The sequence below is a fragment of the Proteus sp. Marseille-Q3619 genome, assembly GCF_965283115.1.
Genome location: NZ_CBDIMP010000001.1, coordinates 163,748 through 183,001, shown reverse-complemented (window position 1 = coordinate 183,001; position 19,254 = coordinate 163,748). Strand labels below are relative to the sequence as shown.

General features: G+C 36.9%; 15 protein-coding genes and 1 pseudogene. 5 read left to right on the top strand and 11 right to left on the bottom strand.

Annotated features, from left to right (window positions below; genetic code table 11):
• The first annotated feature begins 2 nt into the window (after positions 1-2).
• Both ACWPWK_RS00850 and ACWPWK_RS00845 read left to right on the top strand, forming a co-directional pair.
• Positions 3-608 (top strand): dihydroxyacetone kinase subunit L, encoded by a 606-nt coding sequence (locus ACWPWK_RS00850; RefSeq protein WP_244185014.1) that lies wholly within the window; start codon positions 3-5, stop codon positions 606-608.
• Between the two features lie 18 nt (positions 609-626).
• Positions 627-1,538, top strand: coding sequence for a dihydrodipicolinate synthase family protein (locus ACWPWK_RS00845; protein WP_109372309.1), 912 nt, complete (start codon positions 627-629; stop codon positions 1,536-1,538).
• A gap of 110 nt (positions 1,539-1,648) precedes the next feature.
• On the opposite strand, the gene ACWPWK_RS00840 is transcribed toward ACWPWK_RS00845, so the two are convergent.
• The 10 genes and pseudogenes from ACWPWK_RS00840 to ACWPWK_RS00795 all read right to left on the bottom strand — a co-directional run bounded on the left by ACWPWK_RS00840 (position 1,649) and on the right by ACWPWK_RS00795 (position 15,274).
• Positions 1,649-2,617 carry a threo-3-hydroxy-L-aspartate ammonia-lyase gene (locus ACWPWK_RS00840; RefSeq protein ID WP_109372310.1) on the bottom strand — a complete coding sequence of 323 codons (969 nt, stop codon included), beginning with the start codon at positions 2,615-2,617 and terminating at the stop codon, positions 1,649-1,651.
• Positions 2,618-2,621: 4 nt separating this feature from the next.
• Positions 2,622-3,011, bottom strand: a complete 390-nt coding sequence (locus tag ACWPWK_RS00835) for a RidA family protein (protein ID WP_109372311.1) — start codon at positions 3,009-3,011, stop codon at positions 2,622-2,624.
• Positions 3,012-3,095: 84 nt separating this feature from the next.
• Positions 3,096-3,866, bottom strand: coding sequence for a hypothetical protein (locus tag ACWPWK_RS00830; RefSeq protein WP_162558361.1), 771 nt, complete (start codon positions 3,864-3,866; stop codon positions 3,096-3,098).
• A gap of 195 nt (positions 3,867-4,061) precedes the next feature.
• A pseudogene (gene tnpA, locus ACWPWK_RS00825) lies at positions 4,062-4,427 on the bottom strand (IS200/IS605 family transposase); the annotation flags it as partial.
• 49 nt (positions 4,428-4,476) lie between these two features.
• Positions 4,477-6,927 carry a glycogen/starch/alpha-glucan family phosphorylase gene (gene glgP / locus ACWPWK_RS00820; RefSeq protein WP_109372313.1) on the bottom strand — a complete coding sequence of 817 codons (2,451 nt, stop codon included), beginning with the start codon at positions 6,925-6,927 and terminating at the stop codon, positions 4,477-4,479.
• Positions 6,928-6,972: 45 nt separating this feature from the next.
• Positions 6,973-8,406 (bottom strand): glycogen synthase GlgA, encoded by a 1,434-nt coding sequence (glgA, locus tag ACWPWK_RS00815; protein ID WP_109372314.1) that lies wholly within the window; start codon positions 8,404-8,406, stop codon positions 6,973-6,975.
• Positions 8,403-9,752: a glucose-1-phosphate adenylyltransferase gene (gene glgC / locus ACWPWK_RS00810; protein WP_109372315.1), complete on the bottom strand. Its 1,350-nt coding sequence runs from the start codon at positions 9,750-9,752 to the stop codon at positions 8,403-8,405. Before glgC ends, glgA begins: the two co-directional genes overlap by 4 nt.
• 21 nt (positions 9,753-9,773) lie before the next feature.
• Complete coding sequence (gene glgX / locus ACWPWK_RS00805; RefSeq protein ID WP_109372316.1) at positions 9,774-11,843, bottom strand: glycogen debranching protein GlgX; 2,070 nt, start codon at positions 11,841-11,843, stop codon at positions 9,774-9,776.
• Position 11,844: 1 nt separating this feature from the next.
• Positions 11,845-14,028 (bottom strand): 1,4-alpha-glucan branching protein GlgB, encoded by a 2,184-nt coding sequence (gene glgB, locus ACWPWK_RS00800; protein WP_109372317.1) that lies wholly within the window; start codon positions 14,026-14,028, stop codon positions 11,845-11,847.
• A 364-nt stretch (positions 14,029-14,392) separates the two neighbouring features.
• Positions 14,393-15,274 carry a LysR substrate-binding domain-containing protein gene (locus ACWPWK_RS00795; protein ID WP_102086704.1) on the bottom strand — a complete coding sequence of 294 codons (882 nt, stop codon included), beginning with the start codon at positions 15,272-15,274 and terminating at the stop codon, positions 14,393-14,395.
• Between the two features lie 143 nt (positions 15,275-15,417).
• Between ACWPWK_RS00795 and ACWPWK_RS00790 the strand changes: the two genes are divergently transcribed.
• Together ACWPWK_RS00790 and ACWPWK_RS00785 are read left to right on the top strand one after the other, a co-directional pair.
• Complete coding sequence (locus ACWPWK_RS00790) at positions 15,418-16,143, top strand: sulfite exporter TauE/SafE family protein (protein ID WP_167392471.1); 726 nt, start codon at positions 15,418-15,420, stop codon at positions 16,141-16,143.
• A gap of 124 nt (positions 16,144-16,267) precedes the next feature.
• Positions 16,268-16,867 (top strand): sugar O-acetyltransferase, encoded by a 600-nt coding sequence (locus ACWPWK_RS00785; protein WP_109372319.1) that lies wholly within the window; start codon positions 16,268-16,270, stop codon positions 16,865-16,867.
• 53 nt (positions 16,868-16,920) lie between these two features.
• Here the strand turns inward: ACWPWK_RS00785 and ACWPWK_RS00780 are convergent, their stop codons facing one another.
• Positions 16,921-17,688 (bottom strand): GNAT family N-acetyltransferase, encoded by a 768-nt coding sequence (locus ACWPWK_RS00780; protein ID WP_109372320.1) that lies wholly within the window; start codon positions 17,686-17,688, stop codon positions 16,921-16,923.
• Between the two features lie 896 nt (positions 17,689-18,584).
• Between ACWPWK_RS00780 and leuE the strand changes: the two genes are divergently transcribed.
• Positions 18,585-19,232: a leucine efflux protein LeuE gene (leuE, locus tag ACWPWK_RS00775; protein WP_109372321.1), complete on the top strand. Its 648-nt coding sequence runs from the start codon at positions 18,585-18,587 to the stop codon at positions 19,230-19,232.
• The last annotated feature ends 22 nt before the right edge of the window (positions 19,233-19,254 follow it).

Here is a 19,254-nt window from a genome sequence, read left to right as displayed (position 1 = left end):
CGATGAATATTACGCTTGATATGCTCAAACAAGCGGTGATCCGTATCGCTATTGCTTGCGAGCAATCTCAATCAATGCTGTGTGAAGCAGATAGTCGTCTAGGTGATGGGGATTTAGGGATCACCATGCAAAAAGGCTGGCGAAAAATTGCAGATGATTCACAAGATTGGCCTGAAGATCTAAGCAAAGCACTTTTCCAATGCAGTAAATCATTACAAAAAGCCTGTGCTTCTTCTTTTGGTACATTGCAAGCAACCGCTTTTATGGCAATGGCAAAATACTGCAAAGAAAATCAACTTCAAGAAATATCGTCCTCCGACATTTCACCACTATTAACTATTGCATACCAAAGCATGATGGCAAGGGGAAAAGGGGAATTAGGGCAAAAATCCGTACTCGATATTCTTTACCATTTATCTGAAGCGCTAAAACCAACTTTAGCTATCGATAATTTAAAAGCAGCAGCCTTACAAAGCGTCGATAGTACGCTTAATGAATTTCGCCAAAAACCTAATTTATTAGGTCGAGCCCGTATGTTTCCAGAAAAATCTATTGGTTTAGATGATCCGGGTATGTTGGCAATTAAAGTTATTGTTGAAGCAATCTGATTTAATAAAGGTCTTTATATGAAAAAATTATTTGGCGTTACAGTGGCAATGGTTACTCCGTTTGATTCGAACGATCAAGTAGATATTAAAGCGTTATCTGCATTAACTGAAATGCTAGTAACCAAGGGCGTTGATTGCCTTTATCCTTGTGGTACAACGGGTGAGATGTTGCGTTTATCTGCATTAGAACGTAAGAATGTTGCGAAAACCGTTGTTGAAACAGCGAATAAGCGTTTACCGGTCTTTATTCATGTTGGTGCAATGACATTAACTGAAACCATTGAATTAGCCAAACACGCAGTTGAAATTGGTGCCGATGGTATTGGTGTGGTAACACCACAATTTTTTGGTGCGACAGACAGAGAATTAGAGAACTATTTTGTGACAGTGGCAAATAGCGTACCAGATAATTTCCCTGTTTATTTGTATAATATTCCACAATGTGCCGCAAATAACATCAAGCCTGAATTAGCGGCAAAAGTACAACAACAGTGTAAAAATGTAATTGGTATTAAATACAGTTTTGCTGATAACAATACAACATTAAGCTACCTTACAGTTGCTGAGGGTTTTTCCGTCCTTCATGGCTACGATAAATTATTCCTAGGTTTATTAGATGCGGGCTGTGACGGTACGGTTTCTGGTTGTGCTTGCGTATTCCCTGAGCCTTTTGTGAATATGTATAAAGCTTATATCGCAGGTCATTACCAAGAAGCGAAACAGTGGCAACAATTTTGTGTGAAATTTAGTGATGCACTTAAGTCTGGTGCGAATATGGCAATATTTAAATCGGCATTAACCATGCGTGGTTTAGAAGGTGGTCATATGCGTTTGCCACAACTCGATTTATTGCCTGAAGAAAATCAACAATTAAAAGAAAATCTGACTCAATTATGTAAAGAAGCAGGTATCACTTTTTCACTTAATTAAAAATGGTTAAACAAACGCCCCTGTTATTTTAGTTGATTGGTTGTATGTTGGTTCTTTTAAGCAGTATAGGTTTTTCTATACTGCTTTTTTCCATATTAGAACATGCAAGTTCATTGCGCTAAAAATCGACCATATTGCGCGATATCGACATTACCACCGCTGATAATAATACCAATCTTCTTGCCTTTTAATTTATCACCAAATTGACGAGCGGCCGCTAAACTTAAACAACCTGTAGGCTCTACAATTATTTTCATTCGCTGAGCATAAAACTGCATAGCCGAAATTAATTCTTCATCTGTCGCCGTTAAAATATCGTTCACATGGTTACGAATAATCTCAAAAGTATAATTGCCTAGGTGCTGTGTTTGTGCGCCGTCTGCAATTGTTTTCGGTGTATCAATATGAATGATTTCGCCTTTGCGTAATGATTGTTGTCCGTCATTTCCAGCTAAAGGCTCAACGCCAAATATTTTACAATCTGGGGAGAGGGCTTTGGTTGATAATAAAGAGCCAGAAAGTAAACCACCACCACCTAATGGAACAAATAGCATATCTAATTGACCAACTTCATCAAACAGCTCTTTTGCAGCAGTGCCTTGCCCAGCAATAATATGAGGATGATCGTAAGGTGGAATTAATGTTAAACCTTCTTTTTGTGCTAGCTGTTGTCCAATTTTTTCACGATCTTCTGTATAGCGGTTATAGGTGATCATTCGACCACCATAGCCTTTTGTTGCTTCCATTTTTGCCTTTGGTGCATCTTCAGGCATGATAATTGTTGCAGGAATACCTAATAGCTTTGCCGATAAAGCTATAGCTTGAGCATGATTGCCTGATGAGAAAGTCACGACACCATTTTTACGTTGTTGTGCGGTAAATTGAGATAACGCATTCATCGCCCCCCGAAATTTAAATGCGCCCATTCGCTGAAAATTTTCACATTTAAAATAAAATTGTGCCCCTGTTAGCTCATTAATAGTGCGAGAGGTTAAAACAGGCGTTTTATTAAGATAGGGCAGAATACGTTGATGAGCTTCAGCAACATCTTTATAAGTGGGAGCAGGTAACTTATTCATAAGATTATTCCTTGATAACAACGGCTTCAATTTCGATTTTGCTCCCGAAATGGAGCTCTTTTACACCTGCCACTAATCTTGCTGGTCTATGTTCACCAATCCATTTTGCATATAACTCATTAACGATAGGCCATTCATTAATATCTGTCACATAGACTTTAACTTGAGCAATATCGGTTTTCTTTGCATTAATTCCGAGAAGACAAGCAGCTAAATTTTCAAGGACTTGTGTGATTTGTTCTTCAACAGGTTTGTCTGCTAAAGGTTTACCTTGTTTATCTAAGGGTAATAACCCTGAAACAAACGACATATTGTTTGCAGTAACGATATGAGAGTAATGCCCACTAGGTGAAGAGAGTGCTTCAATATTTTGTTGTATAAGATGTGAGGCCATTGTGTTTTCCTATTTCACTTAAAGTAGATAAAATGTACACCTTGTTGTACATAATGTCTAGTGTTAGATAAATAGTTTACTTTCTCACAAAAAAATAAGAGTATATGTAGAATAAAGGGATGTTAATCTATCTTTAGGAGTAACCAAATTTCGTTCAGCGATTTCTTTAACGGCATCTTTTATTTTAGAAAAATCAACTTCATTTTTATTTTCTGATAAAAAATTGTAAATATATTCAGCCATTAAACAATAAGTTTCATATTTTGAATATGAATCATTAGAAATTCCTAATTCATCTATTGCTTTTTCGACGCCAGGGATATCTTGTAAGTGTTGGATTATCGTACTTTGAGCCGCTTTAATATCTAAATTTAAATTAAATTTTTTAGATGTTAAAATAAATATAATTTCTTTAAGTTTTTTATCTATATTAAGTTCTTTATTTGCACTAGCATCTTTATTCAAATTTAAATTGTCAATTTTTCGATTAATTATTGAAGAAGGAAATATTCTCCTTTCATTCTCCCACCAACTTAAAATAGCATTATCTGCTTTAGCATAAGCTTCATTTAATAATCTTATTGATTTTTCTTTGTTTTTTATATTAATCTTGCAAGAGGATATTTCTTCATGGCTATAAAGAACTCGTATTTTTGATATTAATTCTTTGCTGATATTTGCAATATTTACACTAGTTTTTTTCCCATTATAACCACCAGAGATGTCTTTTAATGGTGTGTTTTTAATATCATCAATATTATCTAAAAGTTTCAAATAGTTTTTTAAATTTTCGTTATTAAAAACAGGGTTTGTATTTTGAACTTTATTTTCAAATTTATTTAAAATATTTATCATAAAAACTCCTTTTGTCATTAAAAGAAATTTTGACAGGATAAATAATAAAATCTTTCATAAATAAAACCAATGAATCTAATCATAACCACCCGTAAAACGGGTGGTTTGCTCTTGCCCTATAAGGGCTTGTTACCGACTGCACCTAGATGACGCTGCTTTCTCTTCGTTCAAGCTTAGTGTCTTTGCTACTTTGGCCTACCCCTTGAAGGGGGCTCTACTTAATTTATCTGAGATTAAATCCGACTTTTCTTGCTCTCTGATATACTTTTGTATTGTCGCTTCATTTAGCCCTACCGTACTGACATAGAACCCTTCTGCCCAAAACTTTCTGTTGCCAAATTTATATTTTAAATTGGCATGTCTATCAAAGATCATTAGTGAGCTTTTACCTTTCAAGTATCCCACGAAGCTTGAAACACCTATCTTTGGTGGAATGCTCACTAACATATGAACATGATCTGGCATGAGATGTCCTTCGATTATTTCTACTCCTTTGTACTTACAAAGGTCTCTGAGGATCTCACCTATACTTGAACGAATATTATTAAAAAGCAAAAACCGCGCAATAAAGCGCGGTTACTGTTCTGTCCTTAGAAGTTTAGCTTAGTTTTTACAATGTAATCGCAGAAGCTTTCCAAATTCGTTGCATATATTCTGTTACGGCACGATCCGCAGAAAAATAACCCATTTGGCAGATATTTAATGCAGATTTTCTCAACCAAGCATCTTCATCTTGATAGAGAACATCAACACTATCTTGAGTATCAACATAACTACGATAATCAGCTAATACTTGATAATGATCGCCAAATTCAATTAAGCTATCGAAAATTGATTTGTACTTATCAGGATCCGTTGGATTAAAGAAACCATTAGCGATTTGATTAAGCACAGTGTGTAACTCAATATCTTCATCGTAATAACGACGAGGGGAATAACGCTGTCTTAATTCCGCCACTTCTTGTGCATTGTGACCAAAGATAAACATATTATCGAAACCAACATGTTCACCAATTTCAATATTCGCGCCATCAAGTGTACCGATGGTCAATGCACCATTTAGGGCAAATTTCATATTTCCTGTACCAGAAGCTTCTGTTCCTGCTAATGATATTTGCTCAGATAAATCTGCCGCAGGGATAATATGTTGCGCTAAACTTACGCCGTAATTAGGAATAAAGATCACTTTTAGTTTATCTTTAATACGCTCGTCATTATTAATCTTACTTGCAATATCGTTGATAAGATTGATAATTTTCTTTGCATTATAATAGGCTGAAGCAGCCTTACCGCCAAAAATAAATACGCGAGGTACCCAATTTTTCTCTGGATTTTCTAAAATGCGATTATAACGAGTGATAATACCTAACACATTGAGAAGTTGACGTTTATATTCATGAATACGTTTGATTTGTACATCAAACAGTGCATCAGGATTAATATCAATCTTTAAATCTTCCTTAATGATCTGAGCAAGATTTTGTTTATTGATACGTTTTGAATCTTTTAATTGGTGCAAGAAATTTTTATCTTTTACCAATGACATTAACTCACCCAATTGCTCTAAATTAGTTCGCCAGTTTGTACCAATATGACTATCAATTGCTTTAGAGAGAGAAGGGTTTGCTAATGCCAACCAACGACGTGGTGTGATCCCATTGGTAATATTGCAGAATTTCTTAGGATAGAACATCGCAAAATCAGCAAATAAAGATTGCACCATTAATTGGCTATGAAGTTCAGAAACACCATTAACCTGATGACTAATAATAACCGCTAACCATGCCATACGAACATTACGGCCATTCTCTTCATCAATAATAGAAACACGACGCAATAAATCGTTATCGTTAGGGAATTGAGCTCTAACTTGTTTCAAGAATTTATCATTGATTTGGAAAATGATTTGTAAATGGCGAGGAAGCGAACGACCTAGCATGTCAACAGGCCAAGTCTCTAATGCTTCACCCATTAATGTATGGTTGGTGTATGAGAATATATGAATAGTTTGTTCCCATGCCTCATCCCAGCTAAATCCATGATTATCAATCAGCTGACGCATTAACTCAGGAATAGCAAGAACAGGGTGAGTATCATTAAGATGAATTGCAATAAAATCTTTTAAATTATCAAAGCGTTGATGCAGATGATAATGACGTTGCAAAATATCTTGAACAGAAGCACTCACTAAGAAATATTCTTGCTGTAAACGCAACATTTTACCTGACATTGTTGAATCATCAGGATAGAGAATACGAGAGATATTTTCAGAGCGATCTTTTGCTTCTGTTGCTTCTAGATATTCACCTTTATTAAATTTACCTAAGTTAAACGCAACATTTGATTTGGCTGACCACAAACGAATGGTGTCTGTCGCTTGGGTGTTATAACCAGGAACAATAGAATCATAAGGTTGTGCCATAACATTAAAGGTATCAACCCAATAACTTTTCTCACCTTCTTGTTGTAAACGTCCGCCAAAATCCACTTCAAATTGCAGATCATGACGAGGGAATTCCCAAGGATTACCTTTTTCAAGCCAGTTATCCGCAACTTCATGTTGTTCGCCATTTTTAATTTGTTGGCGGAACATTCCGTATTCATAACGAATACCATAACCTGTAACGGGATAACCTAGTGTGGCACAAGAATCAAGGAAGCATGCAGCCAATCGACCTAGCCCCCCATTACCTAAACCTGGATCGGGCTCGAGTTCGATTTGTTTTTCAAGATCAAGACCTAACTCTTTTAATGCCTCTTTGACTTCGTGATAAACACCTAAAGAGAGCATGGCGTTTGTCAAAAAACGCCCCATGAGAAACTCCATCGAAATGTAATAAACTTGTTTTACTTTTGGTGAAAGCTCCGCTTTGGTTGATTTTAACCAACGCTCGACTAAACGGTCTCTAATAGCGTAAGAGGTTGCATTTAACCAATCTGTTGGTGTTGCATATTTTGGCGACGTACCAACGATAAACATAAGTTTATAAACAATGGAACGCTTTAATGATTCAATATCCTTATCGGGTGATAAATAATCAAATTCACATAAATTTTTCATTATAAATCTCTTTTTGTTATCCACTGGTTCAAATAGACTTCATGTCTATAAATTTTGATACAGTGTCGCATACGTTTTTGCCGCGGTTTCCCAACTAAAAATAGTTTGATTCATGCCATCAGTTTGAGCTTGTTGCCACTGTTTAGGCATACCCCATAAGGTAAAGGCTCGGTTTATAGCTTGACGCAGAGAGTCAGGAGTCGCTTCATAGAAAACAAAACCCGTCGCTTGGTGATGCGCTAAATTTTCTAATGAACAATCATTAACCGTGTCGGCTAATCCACCTGTGTGTCTTACTAAAGGTAAGGCTCCATATTTCAAACCATATAACTGAGTTAACCCACAAGGTTCAAAACGACTAGGCACCATAATCACATCAGCACCTGCGACAACTTGGTGTGAAAAACTCTCGTCATAGCCAATATGTACCACTACATTTTGCGGATACTGTTGTTGTGCATGTAAAAATGCCGCTTCAAGGTGACTATCGCCAGTACCTAATAAAATAAACTGACCGCCTTGTTCAACGATATCAGGGAGCGTTTCAATCACTAAATCGAGCCCTTTTTGCGAAGTTAAACGACTGACAGCTGCAAAAAGTAGGGCGCTATTGTTAACAGATAAACCACATTTTTTCTGTAATGCGGTTTTGTTTTCTAAACGCTTATTCAGGTTTTTAACATCGTAACGACGCGTAATTAAGCTGTCTGTCGCAGGGTCCCAAACGGCCTCATCAATACCATTTAAGATGCCACTTAATCGCTGTTCATAAGCGCGTTGGCGTAATAATCCCTCTAAACCGTAACCAAACTCGTGAGTGGTTATCTCTTTGGCATAAGTTGGGCTGACTGTCGTAATGTGGTTAGCATAAAAAAGACCTGCTTTTAGGAATGAAATTTGCCCGTAATATTCCAGTCCATTAATTGAAAAACTGTAATCAGGTAATTCAAGCTGATGCAGATGATAGGGTGAAAACTCGCCTTTATAAGCCAGATTATGAACAGTAAAAACAGATTTTGCGGAGTAATGTTTAACCGCGAGATAAGCACAAGCTAGTCCTGCATGCCAATCATGAGCATGAACAACATCCGCTCGCCATAAGGGATCTAATCCCGCTGATAGTTCACTTGCCACCCAACCTAATAGGGCAAAACGAAAAACATTATCACCATAAGGATGTTGATGTTGATCGTGATAAGGACTACCTGTACGTTGATAAAGATGAGGTGCATCAATAAGATAAATATCAACACCGTGGTATTGTCCGTAAAGCAGAGAAACATTACCTGCAAACGTATCGATATTAGTCACTAATTTGAGATCGGGAATATTATCTTTGATAGCAGGAAATGCGGGAATAACCACCCGCGCATCTAAGCCTATTTTTTTCTGAGCTAAAGGCAAAGAGCCCATAACATCAGCTAATCCCCCTGTTTTTAGCAGAGGGAATAATTCAGAACAACAGTGAAGGACATTCACGAAAATGCCTCCTCATTTTGAGGTTTTTGTTCTGCACTTGTTTCAGTTGGATTTTCTTTTTCTTTACGCGCTAGTTGCTCAAGCATTTCTCTTGTTACAAGCACGATGCCTTCTTCAGTGCGGTGGAAACGCGCAGCATCTTCTTCTGCATTCATCCCAATCACTGTGCCTTCTGGAATTGTACAGCTACGTTCAATAATACAGCGTTTTAAGTAGCAATGATGGCTCACCGTCACATCAGGTAAAATCACAGAATCTTCAATATGGCAGAAAGATTCAACACGAACTAATGGGAATAGAATAGATGAATAGAGCGTTGAACCATTGATAATACAGCCGTCAGCAATCAGCGAGTTCATCATTTGTCCATGTTCACCATGATTATCTTGAACAAACTTGGCTGGCGGTAAAGGTGTCATAAAGGTACGGATTGGCCAATCTTTCGCATACATATCAAGCTCTGGTGTTACAGAGGCTAAGTCGAGATTAGCTGCCCAATATGCTTCAATAGTACCTACATCGCGCCAGTATGGTGGTACTGAAGGATCTGAGCTGACACAAGAGAGTTCAAATGGGTGGGCAAGAACATCACCACGTTCTGTGATCTTAGGAATGATATCTTGGCCAAAGTCATGATGTGAATTTGGATCGCGGCTATCTTCTTCCAATAAATCAAAGAGATAATCTCTATCTACCACATAAATGCCCATACTTGCTAATGAGTGATCTGGATCATCAGGAATACAAGGCGGGTTTGATGGTTTTTCTAAGAAATTGAGCACTCTACGATTTTCATCGATATCCATAATACCAAATTGGAATGCATCTTCTTTAGGAACACGAATACAAGCTACGGTGAATTTTGATTTGTTTTCAACGTGATCAAGTAATAAACGCGCATAGTTCATTTTATAAATATGGTCGCCAGCTAAAATCACGACATATTTTGCTTTGTAGCTACGAAGAATATCGAGGTTTTGATAGATAGCATCAGCTGTACCCATATACCAATGTTCGGTATTACGACGTTGCTGAGCGGGTAATAAATCAACGAACTCATTCATATCTTCGTTAAAGAATGACCAACCACGCTGAATATGTTGAACCAAAGAGTGCGATTGATATTGGGTGATTACACCAATACGGCGAATTCCTGAGTTAAGGCAGTTTGACAGCGTAAAGTCGATAATTCGAAATTTCCCACCAAAGAAAACCGCCGGTTTTGCACGTTTTGAAGTCAATGCTTTTAAGCGTGTACCACGACCTCCCGCTAAAACGAGTGCAATTGCCTCTTTAGGAAGTTGTTGTGCCAACATTAATTTTTGGCCTTGTTCTGTTGTTATCATAGTTATAGCACTCCAATCAAATTACTTAACTTGGGAGGAAATAATGGGTAATTTTTCAGTAGAAGACTGAGTATAAAAAACGCTATTTCGCCAAAGGGTGATACTGTTAGGTTGTATTTCACAATGCTGAGATTGTGTCGGGTGACAATCAGGCCAGCTAACCGTATCAAGCAAGCAGGACCAAGACCCTTCAGGTAAAGAAAAAACAGCGTTGTTTCTTAATGGGTTAAACATTAAGATCCATTGTTGCGCTAAAAGAAGTTGTAATGGTGAGGGTGGAAGTTGTTGCCATTCTTCATGACTCATAGGCTGAGCATTCTGATTTAACCAAACCACGTTTTGGCTATCTTCTTCCCACCACTTAAGCGAACTTAAAGGTGTAATTTGGTGACGTAATTCAATAAGGTGGCGAATGTAATCAGTTAAGTCATAAGGTTGTTGAAACCATTTGATCCAACTGACTTTATTATCCTGACAATAAGCGTTGTTATTACCATATTGCGTATTACCCACTTCATCACCGGCGAGTAAATGAGGTGTTCCTCTAGAAAGCAGTAAGGTTGCAAGCATATTCCGAGTTGCAAGCAATCTGTGTTGACTTATTTTTTCGTTGACTATCAAACCTTCTTCACCAAAATTCACACTGTAATTGGTGTTATGTCCATCTAGGTTTGATTCTCCATTCTCCTCGTTATGTTTGTTCTGATAACTTACTAAATCCCGTAGTGTAAAGCCGTCGTGGCTAGTTATCATATTGACGCTAGAATAGGGAGGTCTGCCATTTTTGTGATACAGCTTTGCAGAGCCCGTAATATTGTCTGCAAATGTCGCAATAGCCACATCACGCCATAACCAAAAACGACGAATAACATCGCGATAGCCATCATTCCATTCTGTAAATGGAACAGGGAAATTACCGACTTGATAACCATCAGAGCCTAAGTCCCAAGGCTCTGCGATAAGTTTGATACGGGACAGCAATGGATCTTGTCGTATCGCTGTCAGTAGTGGTGATTGAGTATCAAAATAAGGAACTCGACCAAGACTTGTCGCTAAATCAAAACGAAAACCATCGATATGAAATTCTGTCACCCAATAACGCAGGCAATCCATAACCCACTGCACTGTTTCAGGGCGACTTAAATTTAGAGTATTGCCACAGCCAGTCCAATTTTGTGCTTTATTTTCGTCGTTTAGCCAATAATAGCTTTGATTATCAATACCGCGCTGCGAAACAATATAACCTTCATATTGATCACTTAATTCTGCTGTGTGGTTGAATACCACATCTAAAATCACTTCAATATTGGCTTTGTGTAAACACCTTACTGCTTCTCGGAATTCATCCATAATATTCCGACCTGTGTTGGAATAATATTGTGTCGATAAAGCAAAGGGCGCTAATACGTTATAACCCCAATAATTTTTTAATCCGATTTTATGAAGATGTGGCTCTGTTAAATGGTATTGAACGGGTAACAGTTCTAATGCCGTAATGCCTAATTTTTGCAAATGTGCAATAAAGGCAGGATGCCCTAATGCTGCATAAGTGCCCGCAATTTTCTCTGGTATTTCAGGATGAAGTTTTGTCAGTCCTTTTACATGTCCTTCGTAAATAATGGTTTCTGACCACGGCGTATTTAAACGCTGATACGTGCCTTTTTCTTTATAAGAATGGCAAAAACAACCGCTATCATCTGTGATAACTGCTTTAGGTGTAATCGCACTATCATCATGCTCTAATGCATTAAAAACAGGGGAGGTGTAAGGTAATGTATTATCAACAATACCTGTCACCTGTTTTGCATAGGGATCTAATAATAGTTGCTGAGGTTGATAGAACAATCCTTGCTCTGGGTTCCATTCGCCCTCTACACGATAACCATAATGTAAACCTGGCCCTGCACCGGGCAAATATCCATGCCAAATTGCGCCCGTTTTACCCGGTAATGGGTAGCGGATCTCTTTGCCTGCTTTATCAAACAGGCAAAGAATGACTTTAGTGGCATTTTCACTAAAGAGTGTAAAGTTTACTCCATAGCCATCATAATGACTGCCCATGGGAAAAGGGCGACCATAATCTAAAGACATATTAATCCTTCAATCTTAAATATAGCGTCGCAAGTGGAGGCAGTGACAACGACAAGGAGTGAGGCTTGCCATTAAATGTACTTGCGGTTGTTTCTATTTCACCTAAATTTCCTACATTACTGCCGTTATAAAACTCAGAATCACTGTTGAGAATTTCCTGATAAGTACCTGCTTTATTTACACCGACAACATAATTGTGATGAACAACAGGCGTGAAATTACTGATAATAATAATTTCATTGCCTTGCGCATCTTTACGGCAAAAAGCAAAGACAGAGTTATCGTGATCATCAACGGTAAGCCATTCAAAGCCTTCGTGTTCAAAATCACATTCATAAAGCGGAGCATTAGCTTGATAGGAAAGATTCAAATCACGTACAAAGTGTTGAACACCTTGATGTGGGTTATTTGGCTCTTCGAGAAGATGCCAATCTAAGCTGCTGTCGTGGTTCCATTCACGCCATTGTGCAAACTCACATCCCATAAATAGCAGTTTTTTGCCGGGATAAGCCCACATAAAGCCGAGATATGCACGTAAATTGGCAAATTTTTGCCAATCATCGCCCACCATGCGGCCAATCAACGAACCTTTACCATGCACAAATTCATCATGAGAAAGAGGCAGAACAAAGTTTTCGTTATAGGCATAGAGCATGCCAAAGGTCATTTGATTGTGGTGAAATTTACGGTAGATAGGATCACGTTGCATATAAGCTAACGTGTCATGCATCCAACCCATATTCCATTTGTAATTAAAACCTAAGCCACCATCATCAGGCGGTAAGGTAACACCTGGAAAATCAGTAGATTCTTCTGCAATTGTGACAGTAGCGGGGCAAGTTGTGCCCAGTAATTTATTGGTATGGCGAATAAAATCAATGGCTTCTAAATTCTCACGTCCACCGTGTTTATTGGGTATCCATTCGCCTTCTTTTCGGCTGTAATCACGATAAAGCATGGAGGCAACAGCATCGAAACGGAAACCATCTAGTGCAAAATGCTCATGCCAATACAATAAATTACCAGAAAGGTAATTCAGCACTTCATTGCGCCCATAGTTATAAATCAAAGTATTCCAATCGGGATGAAAGCCTTCACGTCTATCCGCATATTCATAGAGTGATGTGCCATCAAAATTACGTAAACCGTAATCATCTTCAGGGAAATGACCAGGAACCCAATCTAAAATAACGTTAATTTCTGCTTGATGTGCTACTTCAATAAAGTCACGGAAATCCATTGGGGAGCCAAAGCGACGAGTTGGTGAATATAACCCTAATGGTTGATATCCCCATGAGCCATCAAAAGGATGCTCATTAATAGGGAGCAACTCAATATGAGTAAAACCCATCTCTTTAACATATGGAATTAACTGTTCAGCTAATTCTCGATAGCTTAACCAGCTTTGATCGTCAGTATGTCTGCGCCATGAACCTAAATGAACTTCATAAATAGAGATAGGTGCATTACGCTGATTCGCTTGCTGACGCGATAATGGCATTGGTTTGATTGGTGGTAATGTATTGATAATTGATGCGGTTTCAGGGCGTATTTGTGTTTCAAAAGCATAAGGATCGGCTTTTAATCGACGTTCACCATTCGCATCAAGAATAGAATATTTATAACAATCACCTAGATGAGCTTGTGGAAGGAAGAGCTCCCATATTCCACTTTCACGGCGTAATCGCATTGGAAAACGACGTTCATCCCAGAATGAGAAATCGCCTACAACACTTACGCTTTTTGCGTTGGGCGCCCATACTGCAAAAGTAATACCATCGATATCACCCAGTTTTGTAGGGTGTGCGCCTAAACATTGGTAAGGGCGGGAGTGATGGCCTTGCGCTAAAAACCAAATATCCATTTCTTGCAATAAAATGCCAAATTGATAGGGATCATCAACGACACCTTGTGCATTTTCCCACGTTACATCTAAACAGTAACTAAAACGGCGTTTACGTCGGGGGATAGCACCACAGAAAAAACCACTAGGGTGTTTACGCTCTAGTGTTGCTACTTTTCGGCCATTTTTTCTATCGATGACACTGACTGCAACTGCATCTGGTAAAAAAGCACGAACCTCTAAACCTGCCGATGTTTCATGCATACCAAGAAGTGCAAAAGGATCAGATTCATACCCATTAATTAGTTTTTCTATTGCTTTTTTTGTCACAGCTACAGACATCTCATCGTCCTTCGTTGCTAGCAAATAAATTAATAAATTTTATATATAGATATCAGCATAGAACGTTAATTTAAGTTAAACAATAAGTGTTTATAACAGATTATTTAAAATCAAAATAATTTAAATAAGTTAATTTACTTATTTTTTGATCTTAATAAATTGAATTTAAATGAGTTTAATAATATAGTAGAGAAAGATCGCGAATTATAAAAACAGCACGATTAGCGTTTTTACCTATTCACAAAAAGAAGATAATCATTAGATGTTTTTAATGAAATGGCTGTAAATTAGTTTTAAAAAGTATAATAAATAGGATTGAAATTGCTATTTCCATGAAAAAAAATCACTTATTTAATTAGTAAAATTAACTTTTTTGTTGGGTGAGCCATTGTTCAAAATCAAGATGTGTTTTGGTTTTTTGTACACCTAATGGTGTTAAAGCGTAGTAGCTTATCGGTACAATTTGGATATTTGGAAATAACACTTTTAAAGTACCGCTATTTATTTCATTCGACAAAATCGAAACAGGGCCAATGCCGAGGCCTAATCCTTCAATAATGGCTTGAAGAGAAATATGAAAGTGATCAAAGCGATAGTGACGTGAGAATGAACGCTGAGTATTAAGATGAGTCGCCATTAACCATTGTTGCCAATGACCTGGGCGGGTAAGTGTATCAATAACGGGGCAGTCAAAAACATCTTCAAATCTAGTGACGTTGTAACGTTTTAAGAATTTTTCAGAAGCAATTAAACAATGTTTATCCTCTAAAAAAACAACGGATGAATACTCTTGTTGCTGAGGTTGAGGGCGAATAATCAGATCATCATGACTAATCAAATGAAATCGCTCGCTATTTGCAGAAGCAACTTGGATATTTGCATTAGGATATTGAAGATAAAAATCCTCCATTCGCGGAATAAGCCATTTTAAACAAAGTGTTGTAGGAACACTGATATTTAAAATATCATTTTTTCCACCATTACCATAACGAAAACCAATATCATTTAATTTATCAAAAACGTCACTTAACTCTTGCGCTAGCGTCAATGCATAAGGAGTGGGTACGCGGCGTAAACCTTGTTTATTGAATAAGGTGACACCAAACCATTTTTCTATAACTTGGATATGACGACTGATCGCACCATGAGTGACACATAATGTCTGTGCGGCTTCAGTATAACTTTGACTATGGCAAGCGACTAAGAAAGCACGCAATGAAGGTAATGGAGGAAGGTTTCTCATCATAATTTTCTCATTATAGTTTATTCATCATAAATAAAGCGGCTTTCTGATTAAAACTCACAATACCGTGACATTTTATCACAGGTAAAAATAAAGAAGACGGGTATGATAAAGCGTCTTTAACTTATTGAACTTAAAGGATGATAATGAGTTTTATCGCGGTTATTTTATTGGCAGTATTGTCTGGTGTAATCAGTGGCGTTGTAGGAACGGGCTCTTCTATTTTATTAATTCCCGCTTTGACTTATGTATTTGGTGCTAAGGAAGCCGTACCGATTATGGCATTAGCGTCAGTGATGGGAAATTTATCACGTATTTATTTATGGCGTCACAGTATTCGCTTTAAACCACTATTTTATTATCTATTACCCAGTATTCCAGCCGTTATTCTTGGTGCTAATACATTATGGATAATGTCTGAAAAATGGCTAAATATTGGTATGGGAATATTTTTTATATTGATGATCCCCGTGATCCACTTATTACGCAAACATCAAGTCAAAATGAAAACTTACCAAGTTATTATTGCAGGTGCAGTTATCGGCTATTTAACAGGGATTGTGTTTTCCACAGGACCATTAACTATTCCCATATTCTCTGCATATGGTCTGACATTAGGACCATTACTTGCAACTGAAGCAGCTGCCTCATTTGTTATTTATCTCACTAAAGCCCTGACATTTAGCCAACTAGGTGCAGTTAATAGCTTTATCTTTATTAGTGGAGTGTTAGTAGGTTGTGGCTTAACCGTAGGAAATTACTTTGGTAAAAAACTGGTATTAAAACTGACACCAAAACTTTTTCAATGGCTATTAGATGCCATGCTAATTTTTGCTGGTGGCTCACTGCTATTTAATGGCATTTATTCTTAATAAAATGTAAGCCGCACTTAATGGGCTAAAAAAACACCGCTAATTTAAGTTAATTAACGCTAGAATAAGAAAATCAATATTGACGTTTATCTAAACTGTTTTATTTCAAATTCGGAGTATCACAATGACGGAATACGAAAAAATGGTATCAGGTCATCTTTACCATGCTAGTAAAGATGACAGTTTAGAACCACTTAGAGTAAAAGCGCGTGAAATTATTTATGATTTTAATATGACGCGTCCTTCTGACGTTGAAAAGAGAAAGACATATTTAAAACAGCTTTTAGGAAAAACGGGCAATAATTTTACTATTGAGCCACCATTTCATTGTGACTATGGTCAGTTAATTGAAATTGGTGAGTCATTTTACGCTAATTTTAATCTAACGATATTAGATTGTGCTCCAGTAAAAATTGGACACAATGTGATGTGTGCGCCAAATGTCAGTATTTTAACTGCAACTCATCCGATTGATCCTGAAATACGCAGCAGTGAATTAGAATATGCATTACCGATTACTATCGGTAATTCAGTATGGTTAGGTGCAGGGTGTATTATCTTACCTGGTGTGGCTATTGGTGATAATTGCGTTATAGGTGCCGGCAGTGTAGTCACAAAATCTATTCCGGCTAATTGCGTTGCTGTTGGAAATCCTTGTCGAGTGATAAGACAAATTAGCGATAAAGATAAACAAGATGCTGAGAAAAGGCTTAGTCTTTATTAATATTTAAAAAATAGGCTCAACAAACATGATTGAGCCTATTCATATAGCTGCTTTTATTCTTTAATAAAACTAAGATAGTTAAAGAGCGATTTAAAACCAAACTTACGGTATAGCGCTAAACCATCGGCTGATGCATCTAAGAAGCAACGTTCAACGCCTTGCTCACGGCAAAACTCTAAAACATGCTTAATCAAATGTGTCGCATAACCATTACCTTGATAGGCAATATCTGTCCCAATATCATCAAAACGCGCTAATTTATTGTGTATTGTTAACGTTAATGAAGAGACTGGCTGACCATCAACTAATAACGCGTAATGGAAAATAGCTGCGCCATTATCTAATGCTTTCTGATGATAGCGAATATATTCATTAACAATCGTATCATCACTATCATTCCCCACTGGAAACGCCGTTTTTAATGGGTGCGCCCACTGTTCAAGGTTGTGATTGGTTAAAATGATATCACAAGGATTATTTCTATAAGATGGGAATACCGCTTCCGATAATGTTAAATACATTGCGGTTGTCATACCATCACCGGTATAACCTGCATTTTTTATTATTTCTTCAAATTCAGACAACAATGACTCGGGTAATACCAAAATATGATTTTTTTTCTGCGAAGTAAAAAGAGTGCTGGCTTGCTGGAATGAACTTTCTGTTGCGCCTTGGCGCAAATAAATAAAGTTAAAAATGGCTGCATCCATTGGTGTCATAAAGCAGTGAGTATGATCACCAATACGAATATTATTTTCACAAATTTCTGACCAAAAGGCTTTTTCTACTATTTTAAATTCTTTATACAGTTGTGCATCCATAATGGTTCTCTAGCTGAATCGTGATACGCGATAAGGCGTTAATAGAGGTTCCGCTTTTTCGTAAATAAGTTCTTGTGCAACTAATCCACATGATAAAGGTGACAATGTCACGGTAGCGTGCATAGTAACAAGATATAATCTCTGATAAGGAGATATTTCTTCCAATAATTGGCATTTCATCTTTAGGCATAGGCCTTTCACCGACAGCAACCTGTTTTATTGTTAGTTTACCTGTTTGTGTAAAATTATCATAAAAAGTCGCTCATGCGTGGCATGCAATACGCTCAGGGTGATGTACATCACTATTATCAATGTAATCTTCAGCTGCAATAATCTCATTTTGAGCAAAGCGGCGTAACTCCATCTCTGGTGTGAAGATAAATGCAAGATAAAGGTAAAAATAAAAAAACAACCTAGAATAATGGTTTTGGCAAATATAATCTTTTTTATTCCCTCGCTTTTCGTGCTAATTAATTCACTCAATATCAATAAAAACACTTATTTTTCATAAAATTAATGAGTAAAGCTATTTTAATGTTAAAAATAGAATACCGCCTAAGATCACAAAAAGAATAATGCATCATAACACAAATCAAACAATAGGGTATTGCATCTAAATTTAAATCAATATGTAGTTTATAATTCCATATATGTGACTTTAATTAGACACTAAGTCTGTATAAATTTTAATTTCAGCATCATACTATAACGCACATTCAAACTGGTTTTTTAATCTAAAATTAGTTATAAAAAGAGACTTACAAGCTGCTTTTTACACAAAAGCAGAGTAATTAACTTATCTTTAGATGGTATAAAGATTATTGTTTTACAAAAAAAATATTGTAGATATGATAGCTCACATATTCAGCATGTTATTTTTTTAAAAAAGGCGTCGTATGTTAGAAAGTATCGGTATTTCAAATATTTGGACATACCTTTTAGGCGTTATTTTTATTACTTTAGTACCAGGTCCAAACTCGATTTTCGTCCTTACTTCCAGTGCGAAGCATGGCGTAAAAGGGGGGTATAAAGCCGCTCTTGGTGTTTTTACGGGTGATGCATTATTAATCTTTTTGGCATTTTTGGGGGTTGCTTCATTAGTCAAGACTTCACCCGTCTTCTTTATTGTCATTAAATATGCTGGTGCACTTTATTTAACCTATTTAGGGTTAAAAACGTTATATGCAACGTTCCAAAAGAAAAAAGAGACGCCAGAGCAAGTGTCTGAAGTTACTGTAAAAGCAAAAGATGGTCTTTATGTTAAGGCGTTATTTTTGAGTATGCTTAACCCAAAAATGATCATTTTTTATGTTTCTTTCTTTATTCAGTTTATCGATCCTAAGTATGAAAATGCAGGTGTTCCATTCTTTGTACTAGGTGTGATTTTAGAAACATGCAGTATGCTTTATTTATCAGTTCTTATATTTGGCGGTGTTGCTATTACTAATAAAGTAAAACATAACAAACGGTTAGCTTCATTATCAAATAGTTGTATTGGTGCCGTATTCTTACTTTTTGGTGCAAAACTGGCATTAACTGCATAATTTTATTTAAAAAGCCACTTCT

Bases quoted from the DNA above. Each gene is read 5' to 3' on its own strand.
- ACWPWK_RS00850 (WP_244185014.1), top strand. From the start codon at position 3: ATGAATATTACGCTTGATATGCTCAAACAAGCGGTGATCCGTATCGCT.
- ACWPWK_RS00845 (WP_109372309.1), top strand. From the start codon at position 627: ATGAAAAAATTATTTGGCGTTACAGTGGCAATGGTTACTCCGTTTGAT.
- ACWPWK_RS00840 (WP_109372310.1), bottom strand. From the start codon at position 2,617: ATGAATAAGTTACCTGCTCCCACTTATAAAGATGTTGCTGAAGCTCAT.
- ACWPWK_RS00835 (WP_109372311.1), bottom strand. From the start codon at position 3,011: ATGGCCTCACATCTTATACAACAAAATATTGAAGCACTCTCTTCACCT.
- ACWPWK_RS00830 (WP_162558361.1), bottom strand. From the start codon at position 3,866: ATGATAAATATTTTAAATAAATTTGAAAATAAAGTTCAAAATACAAAC.
- glgP (WP_109372313.1), bottom strand. From the start codon at position 6,927: ATGAAAAATTTATGTGAATTTGATTATTTATCACCCGATAAGGATATT.
- glgC (WP_109372315.1), bottom strand. From the start codon at position 9,752: ATGATAACAACAGAACAAGGCCAAAAATTAATGTTGGCACAACAACTT.
- glgX (WP_109372316.1), bottom strand. From the start codon at position 11,843: ATGTCTTTAGATTATGGTCGCCCTTTTCCCATGGGCAGTCATTATGAT.
- glgB (WP_109372317.1), bottom strand. From the start codon at position 14,028: ATGTCTGTAGCTGTGACAAAAAAAGCAATAGAAAAACTAATTAATGGG.
- ACWPWK_RS00795 (WP_102086704.1), bottom strand. From the start codon at position 15,274: ATGATGAGAAACCTTCCTCCATTACCTTCATTGCGTGCTTTCTTAGTC.
- ACWPWK_RS00790 (WP_167392471.1), top strand. From the start codon at position 15,418: ATGAGTTTTATCGCGGTTATTTTATTGGCAGTATTGTCTGGTGTAATC.
- ACWPWK_RS00785 (WP_109372319.1), top strand. From the start codon at position 16,268: ATGACGGAATACGAAAAAATGGTATCAGGTCATCTTTACCATGCTAGT.
- ACWPWK_RS00780 (WP_109372320.1), bottom strand. From the start codon at position 17,688: ATGGATGCACAACTGTATAAAGAATTTAAAATAGTAGAAAAAGCCTTT.
- leuE (WP_109372321.1), top strand. From the start codon at position 18,585: ATGTTAGAAAGTATCGGTATTTCAAATATTTGGACATACCTTTTAGGC.